The sequence below is a fragment of the Thalassotalea sp. 273M-4 genome (assembly GCF_041410465.1).
Taxonomy (GTDB): domain Bacteria; phylum Pseudomonadota; class Gammaproteobacteria; order Enterobacterales; family Alteromonadaceae; genus Thalassotalea_A; species Thalassotalea_A aquiviva.
In genome coordinates this window covers 1,591,147-1,615,085 of sequence record NZ_CP166961.1, presented here as the reverse complement: position 1 = coordinate 1,615,085, position 23,939 = coordinate 1,591,147, and the positions used below count along the sequence as shown (strand labels likewise).

The 23,939-nt window shown below is 40.1% G+C and carries 19 protein-coding genes and 1 riboswitch; of the genes, 9 read left to right on the top strand and 10 right to left on the bottom strand.

Translation table 11 applies throughout. The features are described from left to right. Positions 1-6: 6 nt before the first annotated feature. Complete coding sequence (zwf, locus tag ACAY00_RS07260) at positions 7-1,473, bottom strand: glucose-6-phosphate dehydrogenase (protein ID WP_371379259.1); 1,467 nt, start codon at positions 1,471-1,473, stop codon at positions 7-9. A 282-nt stretch (positions 1,474-1,755) separates the two neighbouring features. On the opposite strand from zwf, the gene ACAY00_RS07255 reads away from it, so the two are divergent. Together ACAY00_RS07255 and pyk are read left to right on the top strand one after the other, a co-directional pair. After that, positions 1,756-2,607 (top strand): MurR/RpiR family transcriptional regulator, encoded by an 852-nt coding sequence (locus ACAY00_RS07255; RefSeq protein ID WP_371379256.1) that lies wholly within the window; start codon positions 1,756-1,758, stop codon positions 2,605-2,607. Positions 2,608-2,640: 33 nt separating this feature from the next. Next, positions 2,641-4,092 carry a pyruvate kinase gene (gene pyk, locus ACAY00_RS07250; RefSeq protein ID WP_371379253.1) on the top strand — a complete coding sequence of 484 codons (1,452 nt, stop codon included), beginning with the start codon at positions 2,641-2,643 and terminating at the stop codon, positions 4,090-4,092. A gap of 218 nt (positions 4,093-4,310) precedes the next feature. Here the strand turns inward: pyk and pfkA are convergent, their stop codons facing one another. The 8 genes from pfkA to clpS all read right to left on the bottom strand — a co-directional run bounded on the left by pfkA (position 4,311) and on the right by clpS (position 14,670). Then, entirely contained in the window at positions 4,311-5,276 is a 966-nt protein-coding gene (gene pfkA, locus ACAY00_RS07245; protein WP_371379250.1) for a 6-phosphofructokinase, read from the bottom strand. Positions 5,277-5,784: 508 nt separating this feature from the next. After that, entirely contained in the window at positions 5,785-6,609 is an 825-nt protein-coding gene (locus ACAY00_RS07240; RefSeq protein WP_371379247.1) for a LytR/AlgR family response regulator transcription factor, read from the bottom strand. Beyond that, positions 6,602-7,678, bottom strand: coding sequence for a sensor histidine kinase (locus ACAY00_RS07235; RefSeq protein ID WP_371379244.1), 1,077 nt, complete (start codon positions 7,676-7,678; stop codon positions 6,602-6,604). Before ACAY00_RS07235 ends, ACAY00_RS07240 begins: the two co-directional genes overlap by 8 nt. A 139-nt stretch (positions 7,679-7,817) precedes the next feature. Further along, positions 7,818-8,804 carry a hypothetical protein gene (locus ACAY00_RS07230; protein ID WP_371379241.1) on the bottom strand — a complete coding sequence of 329 codons (987 nt, stop codon included), beginning with the start codon at positions 8,802-8,804 and terminating at the stop codon, positions 7,818-7,820. 53 nt (positions 8,805-8,857) lie between these two features. Then, positions 8,858-9,487, bottom strand: coding sequence for a nicotinamide riboside transporter PnuC (pnuC, locus tag ACAY00_RS07225; RefSeq protein WP_371379239.1), 630 nt, complete (start codon positions 9,485-9,487; stop codon positions 8,858-8,860). Positions 9,488-9,528: 41 nt separating this feature from the next. Next, positions 9,529-11,634, bottom strand: a complete 2,106-nt coding sequence (locus ACAY00_RS07220; protein ID WP_371379236.1) for a TonB-dependent receptor — start codon at positions 11,632-11,634, stop codon at positions 9,529-9,531. 100 nt (positions 11,635-11,734) lie between these two features. Then, a riboswitch (TPP riboswitch) is annotated at positions 11,735-11,868 on the bottom strand. 151 nt (positions 11,869-12,019) lie between these two features. Beyond that, on the bottom strand, positions 12,020-14,287 hold the full coding sequence (gene clpA / locus ACAY00_RS07215) for an ATP-dependent Clp protease ATP-binding subunit ClpA (protein ID WP_371379233.1): 2,268 nt from the start codon (positions 14,285-14,287) through the stop codon (positions 12,020-12,022). 62 nt (positions 14,288-14,349) lie between these two features. Further along, positions 14,350-14,670 carry an ATP-dependent Clp protease adapter ClpS gene (clpS, locus tag ACAY00_RS07210; RefSeq protein WP_371379229.1) on the bottom strand — a complete coding sequence of 107 codons (321 nt, stop codon included), beginning with the start codon at positions 14,668-14,670 and terminating at the stop codon, positions 14,350-14,352. A gap of 275 nt (positions 14,671-14,945) precedes the next feature. Here clpS and cspD point away from each other — a divergent pair, with 275 nt between their 5' ends. Beyond that, on the top strand, positions 14,946-15,158 hold the full coding sequence (cspD, locus tag ACAY00_RS07205) for a cold shock domain-containing protein CspD (RefSeq protein WP_371379226.1): 213 nt from the start codon (positions 14,946-14,948) through the stop codon (positions 15,156-15,158). A 398-nt stretch (positions 15,159-15,556) separates the two neighbouring features. On the opposite strand, the gene ACAY00_RS07200 is transcribed toward cspD, so the two are convergent. Beyond that, on the bottom strand, positions 15,557-17,785 hold the full coding sequence (locus ACAY00_RS07200) for an NADP-dependent isocitrate dehydrogenase (protein ID WP_371379223.1): 2,229 nt from the start codon (positions 17,783-17,785) through the stop codon (positions 15,557-15,559). A gap of 267 nt (positions 17,786-18,052) precedes the next feature. Between ACAY00_RS07200 and ACAY00_RS07195 the strand changes: the two genes are divergently transcribed. The 6 genes from ACAY00_RS07195 to ACAY00_RS07170 all read left to right on the top strand — a co-directional run bounded on the left by ACAY00_RS07195 (position 18,053) and on the right by ACAY00_RS07170 (position 23,937). Next, the gene (locus ACAY00_RS07195) at positions 18,053-18,745 is read left to right on the top strand and encodes a pseudouridine synthase (protein WP_371379220.1); all 693 of its coding nucleotides are present in this window, start codon (positions 18,053-18,055) and stop codon (positions 18,743-18,745) included. Positions 18,746-18,840: 95 nt separating this feature from the next. Then, entirely contained in the window at positions 18,841-19,317 is a 477-nt protein-coding gene (locus ACAY00_RS07190; protein WP_371379217.1) for an NUDIX hydrolase, read from the top strand. A 253-nt stretch (positions 19,318-19,570) separates the two neighbouring features. Further along, a complete protein-coding gene (mnmA, locus tag ACAY00_RS07185; protein WP_371379612.1) occupies positions 19,571-20,641 on the top strand; it encodes a tRNA 2-thiouridine(34) synthase MnmA in 1,071 nt (356 codons plus the stop codon). 8 nt (positions 20,642-20,649) lie between these two features. Beyond that, positions 20,650-21,273 carry a high frequency lysogenization protein HflD gene (gene hflD / locus ACAY00_RS07180; protein WP_371379214.1) on the top strand — a complete coding sequence of 208 codons (624 nt, stop codon included), beginning with the start codon at positions 20,650-20,652 and terminating at the stop codon, positions 21,271-21,273. Positions 21,274-21,330: 57 nt separating this feature from the next. Further along, positions 21,331-22,701 carry an adenylosuccinate lyase gene (purB, locus tag ACAY00_RS07175; protein ID WP_371379211.1) on the top strand — a complete coding sequence of 457 codons (1,371 nt, stop codon included), beginning with the start codon at positions 21,331-21,333 and terminating at the stop codon, positions 22,699-22,701. An 87-nt stretch (positions 22,702-22,788) separates the two neighbouring features. Further along, the gene (locus tag ACAY00_RS07170) at positions 22,789-23,937 is read left to right on the top strand and encodes a JmjC domain-containing protein (protein WP_371379208.1); all 1,149 of its coding nucleotides are present in this window, start codon (positions 22,789-22,791) and stop codon (positions 23,935-23,937) included. Positions 23,938-23,939 lie beyond the last annotated feature (2 nt).

The window sequence follows — 23,939 nt, the reverse complement described above, 5'->3', positions numbered from 1 at the left end:
ACGGTCTTATTCATCCCAGCTACGTTCATCTAAGCCAATTAAGGAGGCAGAACTTAACGGCCCCCACGAGCCTGCGGCGTATTCTTTTGGTGGTTGCTCAGAATCATGCCAAGCGTCAATAATGCTGTCGGCCCATTTCCATGATGCTTCGACTTCATCACGACGGATAAACAAAGATTGATTACCTTCAATTGCGCTTAAAATTAAGCGCTCGTAGGCGTCAATCACCCGCTGGTTTTCATTGTAGTCAGAAAAGCTTAAATCCAGTTTGGTTTCTTTTACTTCGATGTCACTGGTGATCTTAGACACCTTATTCATCATCGACAGTTCGACACCTTCGTCTGGTTGCAAACGTATGGTCAGTTTATTCGCCGGTAACTGAATGAAACTTTTCTTAAAAATATTATGAGGTTGGTGTTTGAAATGAATGACTACTTCAGAATGCTTACAAGGCATTCGTTTACCCGTGCGCAAATAAAATGGCACTCCAGTCCAACGCCAGTTGTCAATTTCGGCTTTAATCGCGACAAAGGTCTCAGTATCACTGTCAACGTTGGCACCCTCTTCTTCTAGGTATCCTGGGACAGGTTGGCCGTTGATGTAACCAGCTCGGTACTGACCGCGCACCGCTTTTTGATCGATATTCGTTTTATTAATTGGTCGTAATGCTTTAATCACTTTCAATTTTTCGTCACGAATGTTTTCAGCTGAAAGATCAGTTGGTGGTTCCATCGCTAACAAAGATACGATTTGCAGTAAGTGGTTTTGTACCATATCTCGCATTTGACCAACACCGTCATAAAAGCCCCAACGACCTTCAATACCAACGCTTTCAGCCACCGTCACTTGCACATGGTCAATACAATTGTGATCCCAGTTGGTTGAAAATAACGAGTTAGCAAAGCGTAGTGAAATTAAATTCAGCACGGTTTCTTTACCAAGGTAGTGATCGATTCGATATATTTGTGATTCTTTAAAGTACTTATTAACCTGATCGTTGATCACAATCGATGATGCTAAATCATGGCCAATAGGTTTCTCCATCACAATACGGGCATTGTCATTGGCTAATCCATGGGCGTTTAAACCTTCAGTGATCAAATCGTATATGGATGGCGGTGTAGCCAAATAATGCATGGTGATCTTGTTTGGATCCAATAAGGCTTGGAGCCTAGCAAAACCCTCTTGATCGTTCACATCTAATTGTAAGTATGTGAATCGATTAACAAACTTATTAATAATCGTGTCATTCAAGTCTTCTTTTACATACTTAAATAAGTTCTCTTTAATAAACTGGTGAAACTCTTGGTCCGTAGAAGCATGCCTTGCCACACCAATAATTTTGGTGTTAGGTTGTAAGAGTTGTTCAGCTTCTAAATGGTACAAAGCTGCAAAAAGTTTACGTTTAGATAAATCTCCGGCAGCGCCAAATAAGACAATCTGCTCTGCAGGATTTAGATCTAGTTGTTTCATATATTTTATTCTTCTCTTGAAAATAATGAAATAAAACTACAATTAAAGGTTGATCTAGCGATATTTCGATCAACGGTAAACCTAACTCTGTTATTAAATGACATATAAATAATCAGAAGCCTTGATCTACTTTAATTTACAGGCGAAAAAGTGCGTAAATTTGTTTCATTGTACATTTTTTTCGGCTAATATCCCTAACTATAGGTGAAATAAATTTACAAAAGTAAACAGTTCATTTCGATAATAAAATTACAGTTATCAACCATAATATGAGGTCTGCTAATGAACATCTTAGAAAAAATCACTAATGAGTTTGATTCATTCAGTAAGTCAGAGCGTAAAGTAGCAGAAGTTATTCTTGCTTCCCCTGCAACCGTTATTCATGCAAGCATTGCTTCACTGGCTAAACAAGCTAACATTAGCGAACCTACGGTAAATCGCTTTTGTCGACGCTTGGATACCAAAGGATACCCTGACTTTAAATTGCACTTAGCACAAAGTTTAGCCAATGGTACACCCTACGTTAACCGTCACGTAGACGAAAATGATACAGCCGAAGAGTATACAACAAAAATCTTCGAATCTACTCAAGCAAATTTAGAAATGGCACGAAAAAATTTAGATTGTGCCACTATCAATAAAGCCGTAGATGTGTTAACGCAAGCGAAGAAAATCTCGTTTTTCGGCTTAGGGGCTTCTGCTATTGTTGCTCACGATGCGCAAAACAAGTTTTTCCGCTTTAATGTTCCTGTGGTCTATTTCGAGGACATTCTAATGCAGCGCATGAGTAGTATAAACTCTCAACAAGGTGATGTCGTCGTACTAATTTCTCATACAGGTCGTACTAAATCACAAGTTGAAGTGGCACAAATTGCCAAAGAAAACGACGCTATTGTAATTGGCATTACCGACAGTGGCACGCCACTGGCAAAAGAATGTAACATCGTATTGTCACCTACGGTGGCCGAAGATACCGACTTATACATGCCGATGTCTTCACGTATTGCCCAATTAACCCTAATTGATATTCTCGCAACGGGCTTTACCCTGCGTCGAGGCTCTAAATTTAGAGACAACCTGAAGAAAGTAAAAGACAGTCTTCGTAGTTCACGTTATGAGCGCAAAGACCTGTAATATACATTTTTAATCCAAAAAAAGGTGGAACACATGCCAAGAAGAACAAAAATAGTGGCCACCCTCGGGCCTGCTACCGATGATGATCAAATTTTACGTGAAATAATTCAGTCTGGGGTTAATGTTGTCAGACTAAACTTTTCACACGGTGTTGCCCAAGATCATCAAGAAAGAGCACAAAAGGTCCGCCAAATTGCCGCTGAATTAAATACCTATGTTGGTATTCTGGCCGACTTACAAGGGCCTAAAATCCGCATATCAACGTTTAAAAATGGTCCAATTCATTTAGCCATTGGTGACAAATTCATTCTTGATGCGGCTCTGGGTAAAGGCGAAGGCAACAAAGATCGCGTGGGTATCGATTACAAGGCATTGCCTCAGGATGTCAGCCAAGGTGATACCCTATTACTTGACGATGGCCGAGTACAGCTGCAAGTTGATCAGGTGATTGACCAGCAAGTTTATACGACGACCGTCGTTGCAGGTACTTTGTCCAATAACAAAGGCATAAACCGTTTAGGTGGTGGCTTGTCTGCTGCCGCTCTAACTGAAAAAGATAAACGCGACATTATTACGGCAGCCGATATCGGTGTCGATTTTATTGCCGTTTCATTTCCTCGCGATGCAAAGGACATGGAATATGCTCGTTCGTTAACAGAAGCTGCAGGGTCAAATGCCCGTTTGGTTTCAAAAATAGAACGCGCAGAAGCGGTCAACAATGAAAAAGTTCTCGATGATATTATTCTCGCCTCAGATATTGTGATGGTAGCTCGGGGAGATTTGGGTGTTGAAATTGGTGATGCTGCCCTTGTTGGAAAACAAAAGCACATTATAGCTCGAGCCAGACAACTTGATCGAGTGGTCATTACCGCAACACAAATGATGGAAACGATGATCCATAACCCAATGCCAACACGGGCCGAGGTGATGGATGTAGCAAACGCAGTATTAGATGGTACCGATGCGGTGATGTTAAGTGCAGAAACCGCCGCCGGGCAATTTCCAGTCGAAACCGTAAAAGCCATGAGTGCCGTCTGTGAAGGTGCCGAAAAAGAACGTTCGGCGAATACATCAAAGCATCGAATTGATGAAAAGTTTTTTGATGTGTCAGAAACCATCGCTCTATCAGCGATGTATGCGGCTAACCACTTGGTCAATGTAAAAGCCATTATATCTTTAACCGAGTCTGGTAAAACGGCCAAAGTAATGTCTCGTATCACCTCAGGCATTCCAATTTTTTCACTTTCACGACACTACTCTTCCCTTTGTCGCTCGGCAATTTATCGTGGGGTTTATCCGTTATTTTTTGATTCGACAAAAATCAGTCACGAAAACATATCCGCTCAAGCTTTAGCAACAGTCGCAGGCTCTGTATTGGCCAATTTAAAAGATGGCGACTCGGTGATATTAACATTAGGGGATGTTATGGAAACGGTTGGCTCTTCGAACACCATGAAGATCTTAACCTACCGAGAAAACGCATAGCGCTATTGGTAACTAATCTTAATGGGATTGGTATAAAAAAGCGCTTTAGCTGTTATTAACGTAAAAATAAAAAACACCTTCGTAATTTTGGTTACTAAGGTGTTTTTTTATGAGAGAGGGTTTATCGCCTGTGTCACTTGTAAAGGCATACAAAAAAGGGCCCAAAGGCCCTTTTGTCATGCATGCTTTGAAGTCTTATAAGACTTGCGAACGATTAATTAAAATAAACGATTAGATAAATCCAACATGCTTTCATCCATTGTGCGATTTTGGTTTTCAATGGCATCAATAATGTCATGGTGAACCAGTTTATTGCCTTGAAGCCCTACACAACGACCACCTTGACCTTGCATAAGAAGTTCAACAGCATAATCACCAAAACGAGAAGCGACCACACGATCACGACCGGTTGGTGCACCACCACGTTGGATATGGCCTAAAATAGTCGCACGAGACTCTAAACCGGTATCCGCTTCGATACGACGTGCTAAAGCATTAACATTGGTAACGTGCTCTGTGATCACAATGATGGCGTGACGTTTACCCTTTTCAATACCTTCATGGATTTGTGTTAATAACTTTTCTTCGTCTAAGCCACCTGATTCAGGGATGATCAAGTATTCAGCACCACCGGCAATGCTCGACCATAATGCCAGATCACCACAATGACGACCCATAACTTCAACAATTGAAATACGCTTGTGCGACGTTGAGGTATCACGCAAACGGTCAATCGCTTCAACAACCACATTTAAAGCCGTGTCAAAACCCACAGTGTAATCGGTACCAGCAACATCGTTATCAATGGTGCCAGGGATACCAATACACGGATAGCCCATTTCCGTTAATAATTTAGCGCCCATATAAGAGCCGTCACCACCAATGACCACGATCGCGTCTAAGCCGATTTTTTTCATTTGTTCAATGGCTTGTTTACGTACTTCTTCTTGCTTAAATTCTGGAAAACGGGCGGTGCCTAAAAAGGTACCACCTCGGTTGATAACATCAGAAACAGAGAAGCGATCAAGTTGTTCAATACGACCTGCGTGCAAACCCGCGTAGCCGTCGTAAATACCATATACTTCTAATCCATTAGATAAACCGCTACGTACAACTGCTCGAGCAGCCGCATTCATACCTGGTGCGTCACCACCACTTGTCATTACACCTATCTTTCGGATCATAAACGTCTCTTTTTTTTACAGTAAGTTAATATCTTGCCAATATGCTAAAAGTTTGTAGCGCCATGAACATACCTAAAGCCTATGAAACTCGGTCATGCGCTTAAGCTGAAAGAAAATTAATTACACAAACTCAATTTGTTTCAACACAATATTGGCTTTTTTAAAAGTTAACTAGAGTCTATCAAATCCCTGTTAACCAAGGCAATAAATACCATTACGAATGTAAATTAATATTAATTTTTTTTTGATTACAAACAAATTTTGTTTGGTTTATGGTTTTAATAAAGCGCGTTTTTAGTAAGAAAACAACATTCTGTATTTTACAAGGCTTTTTATTGGGTAAAACCGTATTTCCCATCAATTATAGATGGGAAAACTTAGGCAGGATAAAATTTTTTGTTGGTTTTAGCGAATGTAGTCGAAGTTATCTAACCATAGCAAAAAGATGCGTTATTGTTGGCACCCTTGTAAGTCCGCTGACGTTAACATATCAGCCGCCATTAAAACTCTAACCTAAAATGGCTTGTTTCACTTTATCTTTATAGCTACGACTGACTTTGAGCTCTTTTTGATTGGTCAAAATCAAATAGTATTCACCATTTACATGGTTTCCAAATTTATCGATATATTGCTTATTAACGATGCACGAGCGATGAATACGTAAAAACATTTTTGGGTCGAGCATTTCTTCTAGCTGTTTCATTGTTTTACGCAAAATATGGGTGTCACTATTGGTATGGACACACATGTAATCACCCGCGGCATCAATACAAAGAATATCTTTGGTCAAAACTAAGCTGGTTTCCCCAACATCCTTAATAGCGAGGGTTTGAGGGTAGGAATTTATCGATACCGGGGTGTTATTCGCCAATTCTTGTAATATTTGTTCACAATCATTACCGGTGATTTCGCTGACAAATTGAACCAACTTTTCTTTATGCTCACTGTCTTGCGCTTGCGCGATATCTTTCGCCACTTTTTCAATGGCCAGGGTTAACCTGTCATGATTCACCGGTTTTAACAGGTAATCGATGGCGTGGATTTCAAAGGCTTTTATGGCGTATTGATCAAAGGCCGTAACAAACACAATGCGCGGCATTTCGTCCATCACATCTTTAAGTTCTTTTACAACCTCAAAGCCATTTAACCCAGGCATTTGAATGTCTAAAAACACAAGGTCGGGTTTTAGCTCTACGATTTTCTCAATGGCTGTGCGCCCTGTTGAGCAGCATCCAATGATTTCTATCTTTTCAAAGGGTTGTAAACGGATTTCTAACCCTCTTTGAGCCAGTACTTCATCATCGACGATAAGTGTTTTTAGCGAATCATTCATTATTGTATTTTTGTTGAAAAGGAATTCTTATGCTTATTTTAACCCCTGAAGGGATATTGTCACTAGCTACAAGTGAATAATTTTCACCATACAGCGCCGATAGACGTTCTCGAGTATTTGCAAGGCCAACCCCATTTTCCCGAAACAGATTTCCATTAATAATTTCAGCACCGGGGCCATTGTCACTGACTTCAATTTGTAGGTCATTAGCAAAGTGCCCTACCTTAATGGCAATAACGCCATTACTTTCTTTCATGGCAATTGCATGTTTTATCGCATTTTCAACAATGGGCTGGAGAATAAGACTGGGCACTAAGGCTTTATTACAATCTTTTTGAACTTGATATTCAACTTGCAACCTATCGCCAAAACGGACCTTTTCAATATCTAAGTAGAGCTCTAAGGCTTTTACTTCTTGATTCAATGTCACTTGTTTCATTGGATCAAGCTCTAATGAATAGCGTAAAAACTCACTTAACCGTGAAACCATGCCATTAGCGGTTTTATTGTCATTGATTAAAATCAGCGTCGAAATCGCATTTAAGGTATTAAATAAAAAATGTGGGTTGAGTTGATAACGCAACATTTTAAGCTGAGCTTGATTGGCCATATTATTTGCACTCAGTACTTTTTGCTTTTCTTGTTGAAGCATTTGGTAGTATTTAATACCAAAGTACAAACCACTCCAACTGAGCATGATATAAAACGACCAAAGAGTCGATTGAGTGTAATATAACCAAAAGTCAGGTCTAAAACCGTGCTTATAGATTTCCCAGTAGGTGACATTTTTGACCACTTGCCATAGCAGGCCGGCAACATAAGAAGACACAATCATCACTAAGGCGATTTTTAGTGGGGTTAGATTCCATGCTTTTTGATAAACAAAACGAAGTGGGTATGAAAAAATGGCCCCGGCGTACGCTTGTAAGAAAATAACCCAAGTGAATAGGTCTCTTAAATCGTGTAATAAAGAACCTAGATAGTGAACTAAACCAAAACCGACCCAACCGCCGATATGCAATAGCCAAAAAAAACGATTACGGTTTTCTATAATTTCATGCCAATTCAAAATACTACTCAGTAAATAAAAATAACTAAGTAAATTATTACTTAGCTACTAGCTTACTTCACTGTAATTTACCGTAGGTTTAAAGCTCTTTGTCTCAAAACCTTGATTTTTATCTCCCTGTATCAAATTTAAAACACGGCTACAGAGAAAAATTAGGTAAATCCAAACATTTAGCATAATAATGTAAACAGTGCTTTTGGGTCTTAACCGACAGCGTGTTACTTTCACCCAAATACCAGAGAAAGTTAACTATATGAGCAACAACCAAGTAACGCGTAACCACTGATGTATTGATGTGATAAGGGTTAACGGAATATTTTTGATAAACAGCCAATAACTGAGATTGTTCTAGGGTTGATAAACGATTTATAGAGCATGCCATCGCTATATCGTACTCAATTGGGCCTAAGCAGGCCCAATCCCAATCTATGATATAACCTGAACTGAGAGTCGTAGTGACTTTAGAATGTGTTGCTTGCGCCAGCCCTTTTGTTGTATTGGCCAAAGAAATATTGCACATATCAGGATTGAGTAGCAGGTTATTAAAGTTCAAATCCCCATGAATTAACCCTATATTTTGTGGCAGCTGACCTTCTGTCACCACACTCTTTTTTATGCCCTGCGCCCACGGTTTTGCTAGGTTGTCTAGTTTGTCTTGCAAAAGCTGTTTTGTATTTGCTTGTATCGGGCTTTGTCGTATGGCTTGATAAACAGAATCTACAATATCGACCCTTACCACATTGGTAAGGGAGCTGATCGGCAATTGATGGGTTTGGGCTAACGCCAAAGCAAGGATGCTAAGTTTATTCGCGTTGTTAAGATTGCTCTGGCCAAGACTTACCCCATCAATAAATTCGCTGATCATCACAAATTGTTGATCGCAACTGTGTAGGACTCGAGCAGAAACGCCATTTTGAGCCGCTAAAGTCTGGCATTGCAGTGCATTGTAAAACACACTCGAGAGATTTGGTGTATCTCTTTTATACGCTTTTACAAATAAGGTGGTATCGCGACACTCTACCTTAAAACAAAAGTGGCTTTGCCCCGTCGTAATGACTTCGATGCAAATAATATTTTGTTTTGGTATTAGAGACTCTAATATGCGCTTGAGTTCGACAATGCTCACGTTTGTTTAATCCCTGCTAAATATGACGATATTGTTTTGCCCTCTAGGCGATGTTAAGACAGCTTTAGTGCAGCGAGTTGATCACCTCTTTGTTGCTTAAACACCTGATGCCATTTAACCCAACCTACAAAGCACATAACAAAGTTTATAAACGCTAATAATGCGGTTGGGTGTAGGCCCTTATTGATAAACAAATAAATCGATAATGCATTTATCACCATCCAATAAAGCCAGTTCTCAATCACCTTTATGGTGACTAAATAGGTGGTAAATACAGCAAATACGGTAGTGAAAGTGTCTAAATAGGCGTAATCGGCATGAGTGTAGTTGTCCATAACAAAACCTAGAGACAAACTCAGCACACTCAAACCCAGAATCAGTTTAACATGGGTGGATATACGCCAGCGCTGAATGGGCAACTCTTGGTATTGCGCGCCTTGTTGATGAAACTGCCATTTATACCACCCAAAAACCGCCATCGCCATGTAATACACATTAAGTAAACTTTCCATCAACAATGCAACATCAAAAAAGATGATGGTAAAGAGTAATGTACTGATAAACGCAGCTGGCCAGCACCAAATATTGTTTTGCGCCACCAACACCACATACGTTATTGATAAAATAACGGCGATAAATTCCCAAAATGGCAAATTTAAAAAATAAAGCAGAATATTTTCCATAATTGATGTCTCTATCGCCGGTAAAAAAGCGAATGCCGTCATTAAAAGTTAAGATTAAAGGTTAAGCCATACTCGGCAGGTGCGCCGAGTTGAATATAGTTTTGACTGTCATAACCTATTCGAGGGTCGTTGCCAAAATAATAACCACGAGTGGCATAATCGTTATCGGTTATGTTTTTTCCCCAAAGTTTTATTTGCCAATCGTCCTGCACGTAAGCCAATGAGGCGTGATAAATTTCAACAGGCTTTGATTTTTGTTGATGACTGTCGGAGAAATAAAAGCCATCTTTGGCATCCATCGCAACATTAATTAGCCACTGAGACGTTAGGTAGTAATTAATCCCCATATTGTACATATAACTTGGTGCATGCGCTTGTTCACGGCCTGAGTAGTCTTCACCATTACCATTGATAAAATCGATGTACTTAGACTTTAATAAGCCAACAGAGCCATACAATTCAAGGTTATTGGTTAGATGCCAGGTGGATTCAACTTCAATGCCTTGGTTACTGCCTTTCGCGGCGTTATCTATGTATACAACAAACTCTTGCGAACCGTCTGAACGTTCAATGGCATTGTAGGTTTTTACTTGCATGTCTTTTCTGTCCATATAAAAAACAGCCATTCGCATGGTGGCATTACCTGCAAGCAGTGATTGTTTTACCCCAAGTTCGTAATTGATTAAGTATTCGGAGTCAAAAGCACGATTTGTATCTGGCAGACTGCCATCAGTGTTTACCCCACCCGCTTTAAAACCTCGATTAATAGAAGCATAAACATTGGTGTTGTGAGCAAGTTGATACGCTAAAGCGATTTGACCACCGACCATGGTTTCATCAGGCTTAAAAGACAAGGCATTTGTGTCTTGGTAATTCGCTTGACGTTGCTCAATTCGCAGACCGGTCGATAGCCCCAATTTAGCGGTTAAATCACTGTCCAATTGCACATAAGTGGCAAGATTTTGACTTTGAAAACTTGAGCCAAAATCACTTTCTTCGTACGTATACTGGCGTCGTAAATCATCAACGCTGTCTTTAAAATATGCACCCAAAACCCAAGCAGTGCTGTTGTTAAACCATTTACCTTCGGGCTTAGATACTAACCTTAAATCAATGGCATGATTTTTCTTAGTGCGAAAGTAATGATCTGTTGAAGAATAGCCCCAAGGATGAAAATCAACAAAAGTCCAGTCTTCGTCGTAACCGTAATCAAGATCGGCATCGACATAGCTGGCGATAGCAATTAAATTTGCCCCTTTCATACCTTTATAGGTTGCTTTAATACTGGTTGCTAGGGTTTTATTATGATCAAAACCTGGCTGGTCAGAAAATGTAGTACGATTATTATCAAGAGAAAATGCGTCATATCCGTTATCAAAGTCGATATAAAATAACGCCATATCCAAGGTGAGTTTATCGCTGGGTTGATAAACCAATTTACTGCGAACGGTTAGTTCGTCTTTGTTATTGGTATCTTTTTTGTTTAAAAAAGTATTTTGGTTAAATCCATCACTGACAAATCGCTCTAAGGCAAATCGATAAGCCAAGCCTTGATCAATAGGGCCTGATAAGGTTAAACCTAAGGACTGGCTATTGTAGTTACCGAGCATGCTTTTCACCTGCCCCTCAAAATCATCGGTAGGATCATGACTATGTATATTGACCATCCCAGCCATCGCACTCGCGCCAAACCGAGTACCTTGTGGCCCTCGATAAACTTCTACCTGTTTAACATCAAATAAAGAGGCAACGCCGGCAATTCCAGAGAAATCAACATGGTCAATAATAACCCCTACAGAGGCATTCACGGGTTCTTTAAATTGGCTACGCTCACCTATGCCTCGAACTTGGAAAAAGCGGGCACGACTGCTCCCACTGGCAAAATTAACATTAGCGGTTGCCGCTATGATTTCTTCTAGGTTTTGCGCATTACGCGCAGAAAATTGTTGCTCCGTTAAAATCGATAAAGATGCAGGCACCTTGTTGATAGTTTGTTGCCTAAAGTCACCAATCACTTCAATAGACTCGATAGCACTTTCGCTAACAGAAGAAGTTTGTTCAACGGTTGTATTGGCAAACGTATTGGGGCTAAACGGTATTAAGGTACCAAGACAGGCACAATATAAGGACGATGTTTTTGTATTCATTTCAGATCTCTAACCAATTGCATTAGGATCCGGCACAAAAAGGGTTATTTGTAATTCAGCGTAAGCTGTAAAAGGCTAATATAGCGTAGCGCTTTTAGTTAATACAATTTAAAACCATTCCTACGCCGGTATTATCCGGTTCAGGTTCAAAGGGTTTGCTACTAAGGTTAATTAACGCTTTAGTGGTGCATCTCAGTTTGATAAAGCAATTATCAAACACCCCCTGGCTCGGTGGCATATTAGCAAGACTGTGCTATTTGTAAACAACTTTTATGTTTTTAGGATGGTTAAAATATCCTTAGAAGTCAGCCATATCCAATACACAAAAGCAAAAAAGGACCCCATAGGATCCTTTTAGTACATATTTCACGCTAATAATACTGAATTATGGTGAAACCAATTCTGGCTTTTCTTCAAAGGTGAATACCAATTGGTTGTTGTCTTTAGAAGTATCTACTTTGGCAACCCCACCTTGCATTAAGCGACCAAAGAGCAATTCGCTGGCCAGAGGTTTCTTAAGATGCTCCTGAATGATCCTTGCCATTGGTCTGGCGCCCATGGCTTTGTCATAACCATTTTGGGCAAGCCAAGCTCTGGCCGAGTCCGACAATTCGAGAGAGACCCCTTTAAGATCTAATTGAGCTTGTAATTCGACAATAAACTTATCGACCACTAATTCAATGACTTCAGGTTCTAGGTGATTGAACCAAATGATGGTATCTAAACGGTTACGAAACTCTGGTGAAAAGGTTCGGTTAATTTCACTCATCGCATCGTGGCTATGATCTTGTTGCTGAAAACCAATAGATTTTCGCGTGGTTTCAAGAACCCCCGCATTGGTTGTTAACACTAAGATGACGTTTCTAAAGTCCGCCTTACGGCCGTTATTATCGGTTAAGGTACCATGATCCATAACTTGCAGTAGGATATTGAATATATCGCTGTGCGCTTTTTCAATTTCATCAAGTAATACAACGCTGTGAGGGTGCTTAATAACCGCATCAGTCAGAAGACCGCCTTGCTCATAACCGACATAGCCAGGAGGTGCACCAATTAAGCGACTTATCGCGTGTTTTTCCATGTACTCTGACATGTCAAAGCGCAACAGTTCTACCCCTAACTGCTTGGCCAACTGTTTGGTAACTTCGGTTTTACCAACCCCAGTAGGGCCTGAGAATAAAAACGAGCCTATCGGCTTTTCTTCTTGCCCTAATCCTGCCCGACTTAATCTAATGGTTGAAGTTAAACTGTCGATGGCTTTATCTTGACCAAAAACCACCATCTTTAAGTTGCGGTCAATGTTCATCAAATTGTCTTTCTCAGTTGATGACACCGATTTTTCAGGAATACGAGCAATACTGGCGACAATTGATTCAATATCAGAAATATTAATCACTTTTTTGCGCTTATTGCTGCTCACAAGTTGCTGTTTTGCCCCTGCTTCGTCAATGACATCAATGGCTTTGTCAGGTAAAAATCGATCATTAATGTATTTTGCAGACAGTTCGGCCGCCGCTTTCAACGCTTTTAACGTGTATTTTACCCCATGATGCTCTTCGTATCGGTCTTTAAGACCTTGTAAAATCTTGGTGGTCTCACTAACACTCGGCTCATGAATATCAATCTTTTGAAAACGCCGTGCCAGAGCGCGGTCTTTTTCAAAAATGGTTTTAAATTCTTGAAATGTGGTTGACCCCATACAACGCAGTTTACCAGATGATAATAAAGGTTTGATTAAGTTAGACGCATCCATCATACCACCAGAGGCAGCACCAGCACCGATAATGGTGTGGATTTCATCGATAAATAAAATGGCGTGCTTGTCTTTTTCTAGGTCCTTAAGTAGAGACTTAAAGCGTTTTTCAAAGTCACCTCGATATTTAGTACCGGCAAGTAGAGCGCCCATATCTAACGAATAAATGGTCGCATCGGCTAAGACCTCGGGCGCATTGTTTTCAACAATTAACTTAGCTAAACCTTCCGCAATTGCGGTTTTACCTACGCCGGCTTCACCGACAAACAGCGGGTTGTTTTTACGCCGACGGCTAAGGACTTGAATGGTACGTTCTAATTCTTTGCTTCGGCCGATAATAGGGTCGATATGCCCTTTCATCGCGGCTTTATTTAGATTAAGCGCGTATTTGTCGACATTGCTAGTCGACTCTTCTTCGCCACCAAGGGTCGACTCGACACTCGGAGCCTCAACATCGGGGCTGCCATTTTTGGAAATGCCATGCGAAATAAAATTGACAATATCAAGACGGGTGATGTCAGATTTTTTCAGCAAATAAGAGGCTTGTGATTCTTGTTCGCTGAAAATGGCAACCAATACATTGGCGCCATTGACCTCTGTTTTACCGGATGATTGAACATGAAAAACAGCTCTTTGTAGGACCCGTTGAAACCCTAACGTCGGTTGGGTTTCTCGTTCGTCATCTTCAGCAGGAATAACAGGCGTTGTTTCATTAATAAAGTTTAGAAGTTCGACTTTCAGTTTTGCTAACTCGCCACCGCAGGCTTTAATAGCATCAACCGCTTCTGGATTTTCCAACAAAGCCAGTAATAAATGCTCAACCGTCATAAACTCATGACGAGAGTCCTTTGCTTGACGAAAAGCTAAATTTAAGGAAATTTCTAAATCTTTATTCAACATAGGCACTCTCCAAGTGTTCTACAACGGTTTTAATTCAACCTCAATACTGCATAAAATCTGTCTTAGACAGGTTCCATAGTACACATTAACGGGTGTTGATGATTACGAGCAAAACGACTTACTTGATCAACTTTAGTCTCTGCTACTTCGCTAGAAAACACACCGCAACTGCCTTTCCCTTTATAATGTATAGTTAACATTACCTCAGTAGCTTTGTCACTGTCCATATGAAAAAACTTTGTTAAAACTTCAACCACAAAATCCATAGGGGTGTAATCGTCATTTAATAACACGACCCGAAACATCCTTGGTCGTTTAATTTTTTCTTTTGGGTCCTGCTCTAACTGAATATCACTGTCAACAGCGTCTTTTACTTTACCCATACTAAAATAATAGCCCTAACTTAAACTGCAATAAAACTTTATCGTTAAATAAATGTAAAAAAAACCAATAATTTAGCTTGACTATTTTTCTAATTTATCTAAATTTGTTAAGTGACTAAAAAATAATCACAATAATGAGTTATTTTATCAAAAATGTTCATTGATTAAATTTTTATTTGCACAAATTTAGAATTAACCAATTTGATATCTTAACAATAATAAATGACTCAACTTGGATTGTAAAAATACCGAAACACAAAGAAGGAAGTAGAAGTATGGCAAACGGTACTGTTAAGTGGTTTAATAATGCTAAAGGTTTTGGGTTTATTCGTCCTGATTCCGGTGGTGATGATATATTTGCCCACTATTCAACAATACAAATGGATGGTTATCGAACGCTTAAAGCGGGTCAACCCGTTGATTACGAGCTTAATGAAGGTCCCAAAGGACATCATGCCGCGAGTATTCGCCCCCTCGATGCCGAGTAAAACATACCTTATTTCTAGATAACAAAATTACGCTTAAACTACTGAAACTAAGTGGCGTGTTTTGTTATCTGGTTACTCCCCTAAATTAACCTCTTGTATCTATCTTTTGCAATATTAGATGGAAAGCATTTAACCGTTATATCTCTTCTTATTTTTCTGTATGACATCCAAGCGGGCTAAAAGTGCCAAAAATTTTTTCGTTATAGCCATCCAAAACATAAAAGCTGCAATCTATAAAAATCAAAGACACGAATACAACTTCTACAACTACGGAACAAGCGCCCAGTAAGAACAAGCGACATGTACGGAACAAACCGAATAAATTAAATACACCCAGAAAAATAAGGGCCTTAATGGCCCTTATTCAATGCTTTTAGTGAGATATCTCTGCTCTTATATTACAGCGCGTTTAATATCGCATTTAAGCTCGCACTCGGTCGCATCGCTTCACTGGCTAATTTTGGATTTGGCTGGTAATAACCTTCAAGGTTGTTGGCAACACCTTGAGCCGAATTTAGCTCTTCAACAATAACCGACTCTTTAGCACTTAACTCTTTCGCAAGAGGTGTAAATAATGCTTTTAATTCAGCATCTTGCTGTTGCTCTGCTAATTCTTGTGCCCAGTACATAGCCAAGTAGAAGTGTGAACCTCGGTTATCGATTTGACCTATACGACGTGCTGGTGATTTGTTTTCAGCCAAGAAGGTTGCCGTTGCTGCATCTAAAGTATCTGCTAATACTTGGGCTTTTGGGTTATGAGCGAAATTGCTCAAATGCTCCAATGAGGCCGCTAAAGCTAAAAACTCACCTAAAGAATCCCAACGTAAATAGTTTTCTTTTTCAAATTGTTGCACGTGTTTAGGAGCAGACCCACCTGCACCAGTTTCAAATAAGCCACCGCCATTCATTAGCGGGACGATAGACAACATTTTTGCGGACGTACCTAACTCTAAAATTGGGAATAAATCGGTTAAGTAGTCACGTAGCACGTTACCTGTTACAGAAATGGTATCTTTGCCGTCTTTAATTCGTTGCAATGAAAAGCGCGTTGCTTCCACCGGTGATAAAACATGCAGCTCTAGGCCCGTTGTATCATGTTCAGGTAAGTATTGTTGCACCTTTTTAATCAATTGAGCGTCATGTGCACGGTTTTCATCCAACCAGAATACAGCTGGCGTATTTGTCGCTCTGGCACGATTTACCGCAAGTTTAACCCAATCTTGAATTGGCGCATCTTTAACTTGGCACATACGCCAAATATCGCCCTGTTCTACGTCATGCTGCATTAAAACCTGGCCATTTTCATCAACAACACGAATGGTTCCAGTCGCTGAGATTTCAAAGGTTTTGTCATGCGAGCCATATTCTTCTGCTTTTTGTGCCATTAGGCCAACATTGGGTACGCTACCCATGGTTTTAGGATCAAAAGCACCGTGTTTCTTACAAAAATCTATTGTCTCTTGATATACACCCGCGTAACTACGATCTGGGATCACCGCCACGGTGTCTTGCAACTCGTCGTTTTTATTCCACATTTTACCCGAAGAGCGGATCATCGCCGGCATAGAAGCGTCAATAATGACATCTGATGGCACATGTAAATTGGTAATGCCTTTATCGGAATTTACCATCGCTAAATCTGGACGCGCATCATAAACCTTGGCAAAAGCAGCTTCAATTTCAGCTTGTTGCTCTGCTGGTAAGGCTACAATTTTATTAAATACATCACCAACACCATTATTGACATCAACACCTAGCTCTTTAAATAAATCAGCATACTGAGTTAATACATCTTCAAAGAAAACCGATACACAGTGGCCAAAAATAATCGGATCAGACACTTTCATCATGGTCGCTTTCATGTGTAAAGAGAATAAAATCCCCTGCTCTTTAGCCTGCGCCATTTGTTGTGTTAAGAACGCACGAAGCTTGTTTTTACTCATGCACGAAGAATCAATGATCTCACCAGCAAGAAGCGGTAAGTCTTGCTTTAATACCGTAACGTCACCGTTATCAGCAGTCAGTTCAATATTGACTGTAGTAGCATCTTTAATGGTGACCGATTGCTCGCTGCCATAAAAATCACCTTCACTCATGCTGGCAACATGAGATTTTGACTGAGCAGACCATGCGCCCATTGAATGAGGATTGTTGCGCGCGTATTGTTTTACTGAAGCAGGTGCACGACGGTCCGAATTACCTTCACGAAGAACGGGGTTTACCGCACTACCAAGAACTTTGGCATATTGCGCTTTAATTTTTTGTTGTTCTTCGTTTTGCGGCTCTGCAGGGTAATCTGGTAAAGCATACCCTTTGGCCTGAAGTTCTTTAATAGCCGCTTTTAATTGGGGAATTGAAGCACTGATATTGGGTAATTTAATGATGTTTGCTTCTGCCGTTTTTGCCAGTTCGCCAAGCTCACCAAGTGCATCGCCCATACGTTGCTCTGCGGTTAAGTATGCTGAAAAGTTGGCAATGATACGGCCTGCTAAAGAAATATCTTTGGTGATCACATCAATATTTGCGTTTTTGGTGAACGCTTGAACGATAGGTAAAAATGAGTAAGTTGCAAGGGCTGGAGCCTCATCGGTGATGGTGTAGATAATTTTCGAATTTTCAATTGTCATATCATTTCCTTTTTATGCTCCTCGGTAATTTATATGGGAAATTTTTATTATTTACCGAGTGTGTGATGACGCTGATCTTAAATGATCAAATCGCCATTTATTAATAAGATGTTACTTTTGTAACTGCGCCGTAGTATATCAGCAGTTAATTGATTAAAATAGTTGTGCCAGTAAACTTTCTCGGCACAATCATTTATAGTCACTATTAATAAGTTTAATAGTCCGCTATGGCCTAACCTTTATCCAGACAATAATGAGAGCTTTGCTTTGAAATCAAACGCTAACAGCCCAAAACATCGACAAAAAAAACAACATGCAACGCCCTTGGGTAAAAAATCACCTAGCCACTCTCTAGCCTCAAAACAAAGCCGTTCTTTTAAACCAAAGAAAAAGCCAACAGGGCCCAAAAAAGTGTTGTTATTTAATAAACCCTTTGATGTCTTGACCCAATTTACGGATGATCAAAATCGTCAAACTCTTAAAGACTTCATTGATGTTGCCGATGTTTATGCGGTAGGACGACTCGATAAGGATTCGGAAGGCTTATTACTGCTAACCAACGATGGTAAACTGCAAAACACTATCGCCAGTCCAAAATACAACAAGAGCAAAATCTATTGGGTACAAGTTGAGGGCATCCCTGAACAATCTGCCCTAGCTCAGTTTCGCCAAGGCTTAGCATTAAAAGATGGAATGACGAAACCCGCTGGGGTCAAAATAATCGACCCGCCTGATGTGTGGGCAAGAATACCACCAATAAGAGAGCGAAAGAATATACCAACCACTTGGCTTGAAGTTACGTTAACCGAGGGTAAAAACCGACAAGTAAGACGAATGACAGCGCACATTGGTTACCCCACATTACGCCTTATTCGATATGCTATTGGTCCATATACTTTAGGTAATTTAAAGCCTGGACAATATCAACTACTGTCTAACGATAATGCGCATACAGGCTAACACCGGTGTTTAGGCCATAAATACCTTTAAGGTGATCATAAATGAAGGCTAAATCGTTTATGATGATAGCGTCAATACAGACAACAAGGGATCACATGAGTGCACAATTTAAACCTAACACCACCGTTTCTGCCGTAATTCATTGTCAGGGTAAATATTTAATTGTTGAGGAATTGGACAATAATAACGTGGTCTTTAATCAACCCGCAGGCCACCTTGAAGCCGATGAAAATTTGCTTGATGCGATGGTCCGTGAGATTGATGAAGAAACCGGATTAAGCATACAACCTAATAGCCTTTGTGGCATTTATTATCATTTACGCCAAAGTAATAACACCTATTACTTAAGAGTAAGTTTTATTTGCGAATTGGAACAACACTTAAAAGCACAGCCTAAAGACTCAGATATTATTAGAACCCATTGGTTGAGCAAACAAGAGCTTGAGCAAAGAAAATCTCAACTACGCTCTCCTTTGGTATTAAAATGTATTGAAGATTATGAACAAGGCCATCGATACCCATTAACAATGCTGCACACCAACGTGTTTGCATCCGACAATAAAGCCAAATAATTTTTACACATTGACTTGCATATTTACCTAAGCTCATTTACCTAAGCTCATTTACTTTTTAGGCAACAAGTACACCACTGCTGACGATTAAACCAAAAGAGCAATGTTCTATAACAACTGGCTCTTTTAGAATGTAATTTGCTATTAGCATTGGATTAAATTCATGATACAATGCGCGCCATTTTAAACCTGATGGAAAATATTCCTCTTGAGTACTGAAAACCCAAATTCACAAATTAAAGTCATCGTTGGCATGTCTGGCGGTGTTGACTCATCTGTATCGGCTTACCTGCTTAAACAACAGGGCTATCAGGTTGAAGGCCTGTTTATGAAAAACTGGGAAGAAGATGACGATGCTGAGTATTGTGCTGCAGCTGAAGATCTCAAAGATGCACAAGCGGTTTGTGATAAATTAGGTATTGAGTTACATACAATAAATTTTGCCGCTGAATACTGGGATAATGTATTTGAATATTTCCTAGAAGAATATAAAGCTGGTCGCACCCCAAACCCTGACATTATGTGTAACAAGGAAATCAAATTTAAAGCTTTCCTTGAATTTGCTTGTGAAGATTTAGGGGCTGACTACATAGCCACTGGGCATTATGTACAACGACGAGAAAAAGACGGCAAATTTGAAATGTTACGAGGTCTTGATAACAACAAAGACCAAAGTTATTTCTTGTACACTTTAAGCCATAAACAAGTTGGTCAAACTTTATTTCCAGTTGGTAATCTAGAAAAACCAGAAGTTCGCGCCATTGCAGAACGTGAAGGTTTAATTACCCATAATAAAAAAGACTCAACTGGTATTTGTTTTATTGGTGAGCGCAAATTTAAAGACTTTTTAGGTCGTTATTTGCCGGCACAGCCTGGTAAAATCGAAACCACAGAAGGTAACGTCATTGGTGAGCATTCAGGTTTAATGTATCACACCTTAGGTCAACGCAAAGGCTTGCATATTGGTGGTTTAAAAGACGCTGGAGAAGCCCCTTGGTACGTTGTCGATAAAGACATGCAACGCAATGTGTTAATTGTCGGACAAGGCAGTGATCATCCGCGTTTATTTTCCAAAGGTTTGTTTGCCAGTCAATTGCACTGGGTAAGTCGAGAAGAAATCGCCATTGGTGAAAGTTTTAACTGCACAGTTAAAACCCGTTATCGTCAACAAGACGTGGCATGTCGTGTCACTCGTATTGACCAAGACAATTATCAAATCATGTTTGAACAACAACAAAGCTCAGTGACCCCTGGCCAATCGGTGGTATTTTACCTAAACGAAGTGTGCTTAGGTGGTGGTATCATTGACACATTAATTCGATAACATAACGCATGAGTAATATTAAGGATCAAACCCTAACCTTTGCAGGGATCTGTCAAACCGTTGTTATGGTGCAAGATATTGCCCGTAAAAATAAGCTCGATGATGCGGTGTTTGAAGTAATGCTAAACAGCATTTTAAACACCAAACCAGAAAACGCTTTAGCGGTTTATGACGGCAATATCAATAATATCCAAGATGGCCTTAGTATGATTGTAGGCCAATTAGGTGACAGTAAAACTGCCAAAGACCCAGAGTTAACGCGCTACATGGTTAGCCTACTTAATTTGGAACGTCGGTTACAGAGTAAACCCAAAGTAATGGCAACATTAGCTGAACGCATCGAACAATGTCAGCGTCAGCTCGGCCACTTTGAGCTTAACAGCGATACCATGATCAGCAACCTTGCCAGTATTTATACCGATGTGATTAGTCCTTTAGGTACCAAAATTCAAGTGGCTGGTGAACCCAATATTCTAAAACAAGTGGGTAATCAAAACCGCATTCGAGCATTACTATTAGCTGGGATCCGTGCCACTGTTTTATGGCGCCAAATGGGTGGTAAACGTCGCAATATTCTATTTAGTCGACGTCGCATTGTTCGCACCGCTGAACAACTAACAAAACAATTTTAATAAAACTTTAACCCGACGCATCCCTTGTCGGGTTTTTTCTAACTTTCGGGAAAACTTATGGAACTTTCAAGTATTAGTGCAATTTCACCTGTTGATGGTCGTTATGGCAGCAAAGTAAAAGCCTTACGCCCTATTTTCAGTGAATTTGGTTTAATTAAATATCGTGTCACAGTAGAAGTACGTTGGTTACAAAGACTGGCTCAAACAGCTGGTATCGCCGAGGTTCCTGCTTTTTCTGCGCAAGCTAACGCGTTATTAGACAGCATCGTTGAAAACTTTTCTGAAGCCGATGCCAATCGCGTAAAAACCATTGAAGCAACAACCAACCACGATGTAAAAGCGGTTGAATACTTTTTAAAAGAAAAAGTTGCCGATAATGAAGAACTTAACGCCGTTTCAGAGTTCATTCACTTTGCTTGTACCTCAGAAGACATTAACAACTTGTCACACGCATTAATGTTAAAAGAATGTCGTGAGCAAGTTCTTCTCCCCGTATTAGACCAATTGTTAGGCGAAATTAAAAACCTTGCCATTGAGTACAAAACGATTCCAATGATGTGTCGTACCCACGGCCAACCAGCTAGCCCAAGTACTATGGGTAAAGAAATGGCCAACGTTTACATTCGTTTAAAACGTCAACGTGATCAAATCGCTAATATTGAATTTCTGGGTAAAATAAACGGTGCGGTTGGTAACTACAACGCCCATTTAAGTGCTTATCCTGAACTAGACTGGCACCAATTTTCTGAATCTTTTGTTACGTCTTTAGGGATCACTTGGAACCCGTTTACTACGCAAATTGAACCACACGATTATATCGCTGAGTTGTTTGATGCCATTGCCCGTTTTAACACCATCTTAATTGACTTTGATCGTGATATTTGGGGTTACATCGCCCTTGGTCACTTTAAACAAAAAACCATTGCCGGTGAAATTGGTTCATCGACGATGCCACATAAAGTGAACCCAATTGACTTTGAAAACTCAGAAGGTAATTTAGGTATTGCCAATGCGCTATTTGCGCACCTTGCGCAAAAATTACCAATTTCTCGTTGGCAGCGTGACCTTACAGACTCTACGGTACTACGTAATTTAGGTGTAGGTTTTGCACACTCGTTGATTTCTTACCAGGCGACCTTAAAAGGGATCAGTAAATTAGAAGTAAACGAGCAAAGTTTACTAAATGAGCTTGATCAAAACTGGGAAGTATTAGCAGAGCCAGTACAAACCGTTATGCGTCGATACGGCATTGAAAAGCCATACGAGAAACTAAAAGAATTAACCCGTGGTAAACGCGTTAATGGTGACTCTATGCGCGCCTTTATTGACAATCTAGAGTTACCAGAGCAAGCCAAAGCGGAGTTAAAAGCAATGACTCCAGCAAGCTACATTGGTCGTGCTGTGGCATTTATCGATGAGTTAGCCTAACTCATTGCTTTACGAAAAAGGCGCTTCGGCGCCTTTTTTATTTCCTATGTATACTGTTATCAGTGACATTCTATAAAGAGATCGGTTATGACTCATATCTTAAACTGGCAAGACTTGACGCCGGCAACGTTTTTATCGCAATACTGGCAAAAAAAGCCGTTAATTATTAAAAATGCATTTCAAGATTTTAACGACCCTATCGACGCCAATGATCTGGCCGGATTGGCCATGGAAGATTTTATTGAATCAAGGATCATCAGTAAAACAGATGCTAAATGGGACGTAAATCACGGTCCTTTTACTGACTTTTCTCAGTTTGGGGAGAAAAATTGGACCTTATTAGTCCAAGCCGTCAACAACTGGTTTGCTGATGTTGATGCACTTATTAAGCCCTTTAATTTTATCCCTAATTGGCGTATCGATGATGTAATGGTCAGTTTTTCTACCCCTGGTGGTGGTGTTGGCCCCCACTTAGATCAATACGACGTGTTTATCTTACAAGGTGAAGGCAAACGTCGTTGGCGTGTAGGCAAACCTGATGCCAGCTTAAAGCAGCTATTACCACATGAAGATCTAAAGCAGGTATCTGATTTTATTGCGGAAATAGATGAGATAACCGAACCTGGTGATTTACTTTACATTCCGCCAAATCACCCACACGATGGTGTGGCTATTGATAATTCATTAAATTATTCAATAGGATTTCAAGCGCCTAACCCTCAAGAATTACTTGGTGTTATTGCTGATCACCTGCTAGATGCTGACTTACTAGGTCAACGTATGGATGACCGTAAAAGGCAATTAACACATAAACCGCACGAGCTTGAGCCTAACGACATCAAACAACTGACTGAAATGGTACAAAACGCATTAACCGATGCCGATATGATGACAACCTGTTTTGCTAAATACCTCACCAGTGTACATCATTCGCTCAACTTGCTGGTACCTGTTGAACCACTGGATATCGATTTGATAAAGCAAATATTCGCCGAAGGTGAAATTTTAGAGCCCGTTCTGGGGATCAAATGTCTGCTGGTAAATCAAAACGATAACAGTGCATTGTACATCAATGGTGAAAAATTTGAGCTAATGACAGAGACCCTTGAACTAGGCCAAATGCTTGCTCAAAAGATGCCATTATCGGCTCAAAGCCTAGAGAAACAGCTGGATTGTTTGAAAAACCAACATTTGTTAACTAGGGTTATAAATAAGGGTTTTTGGTGTTTTGAGTGAGG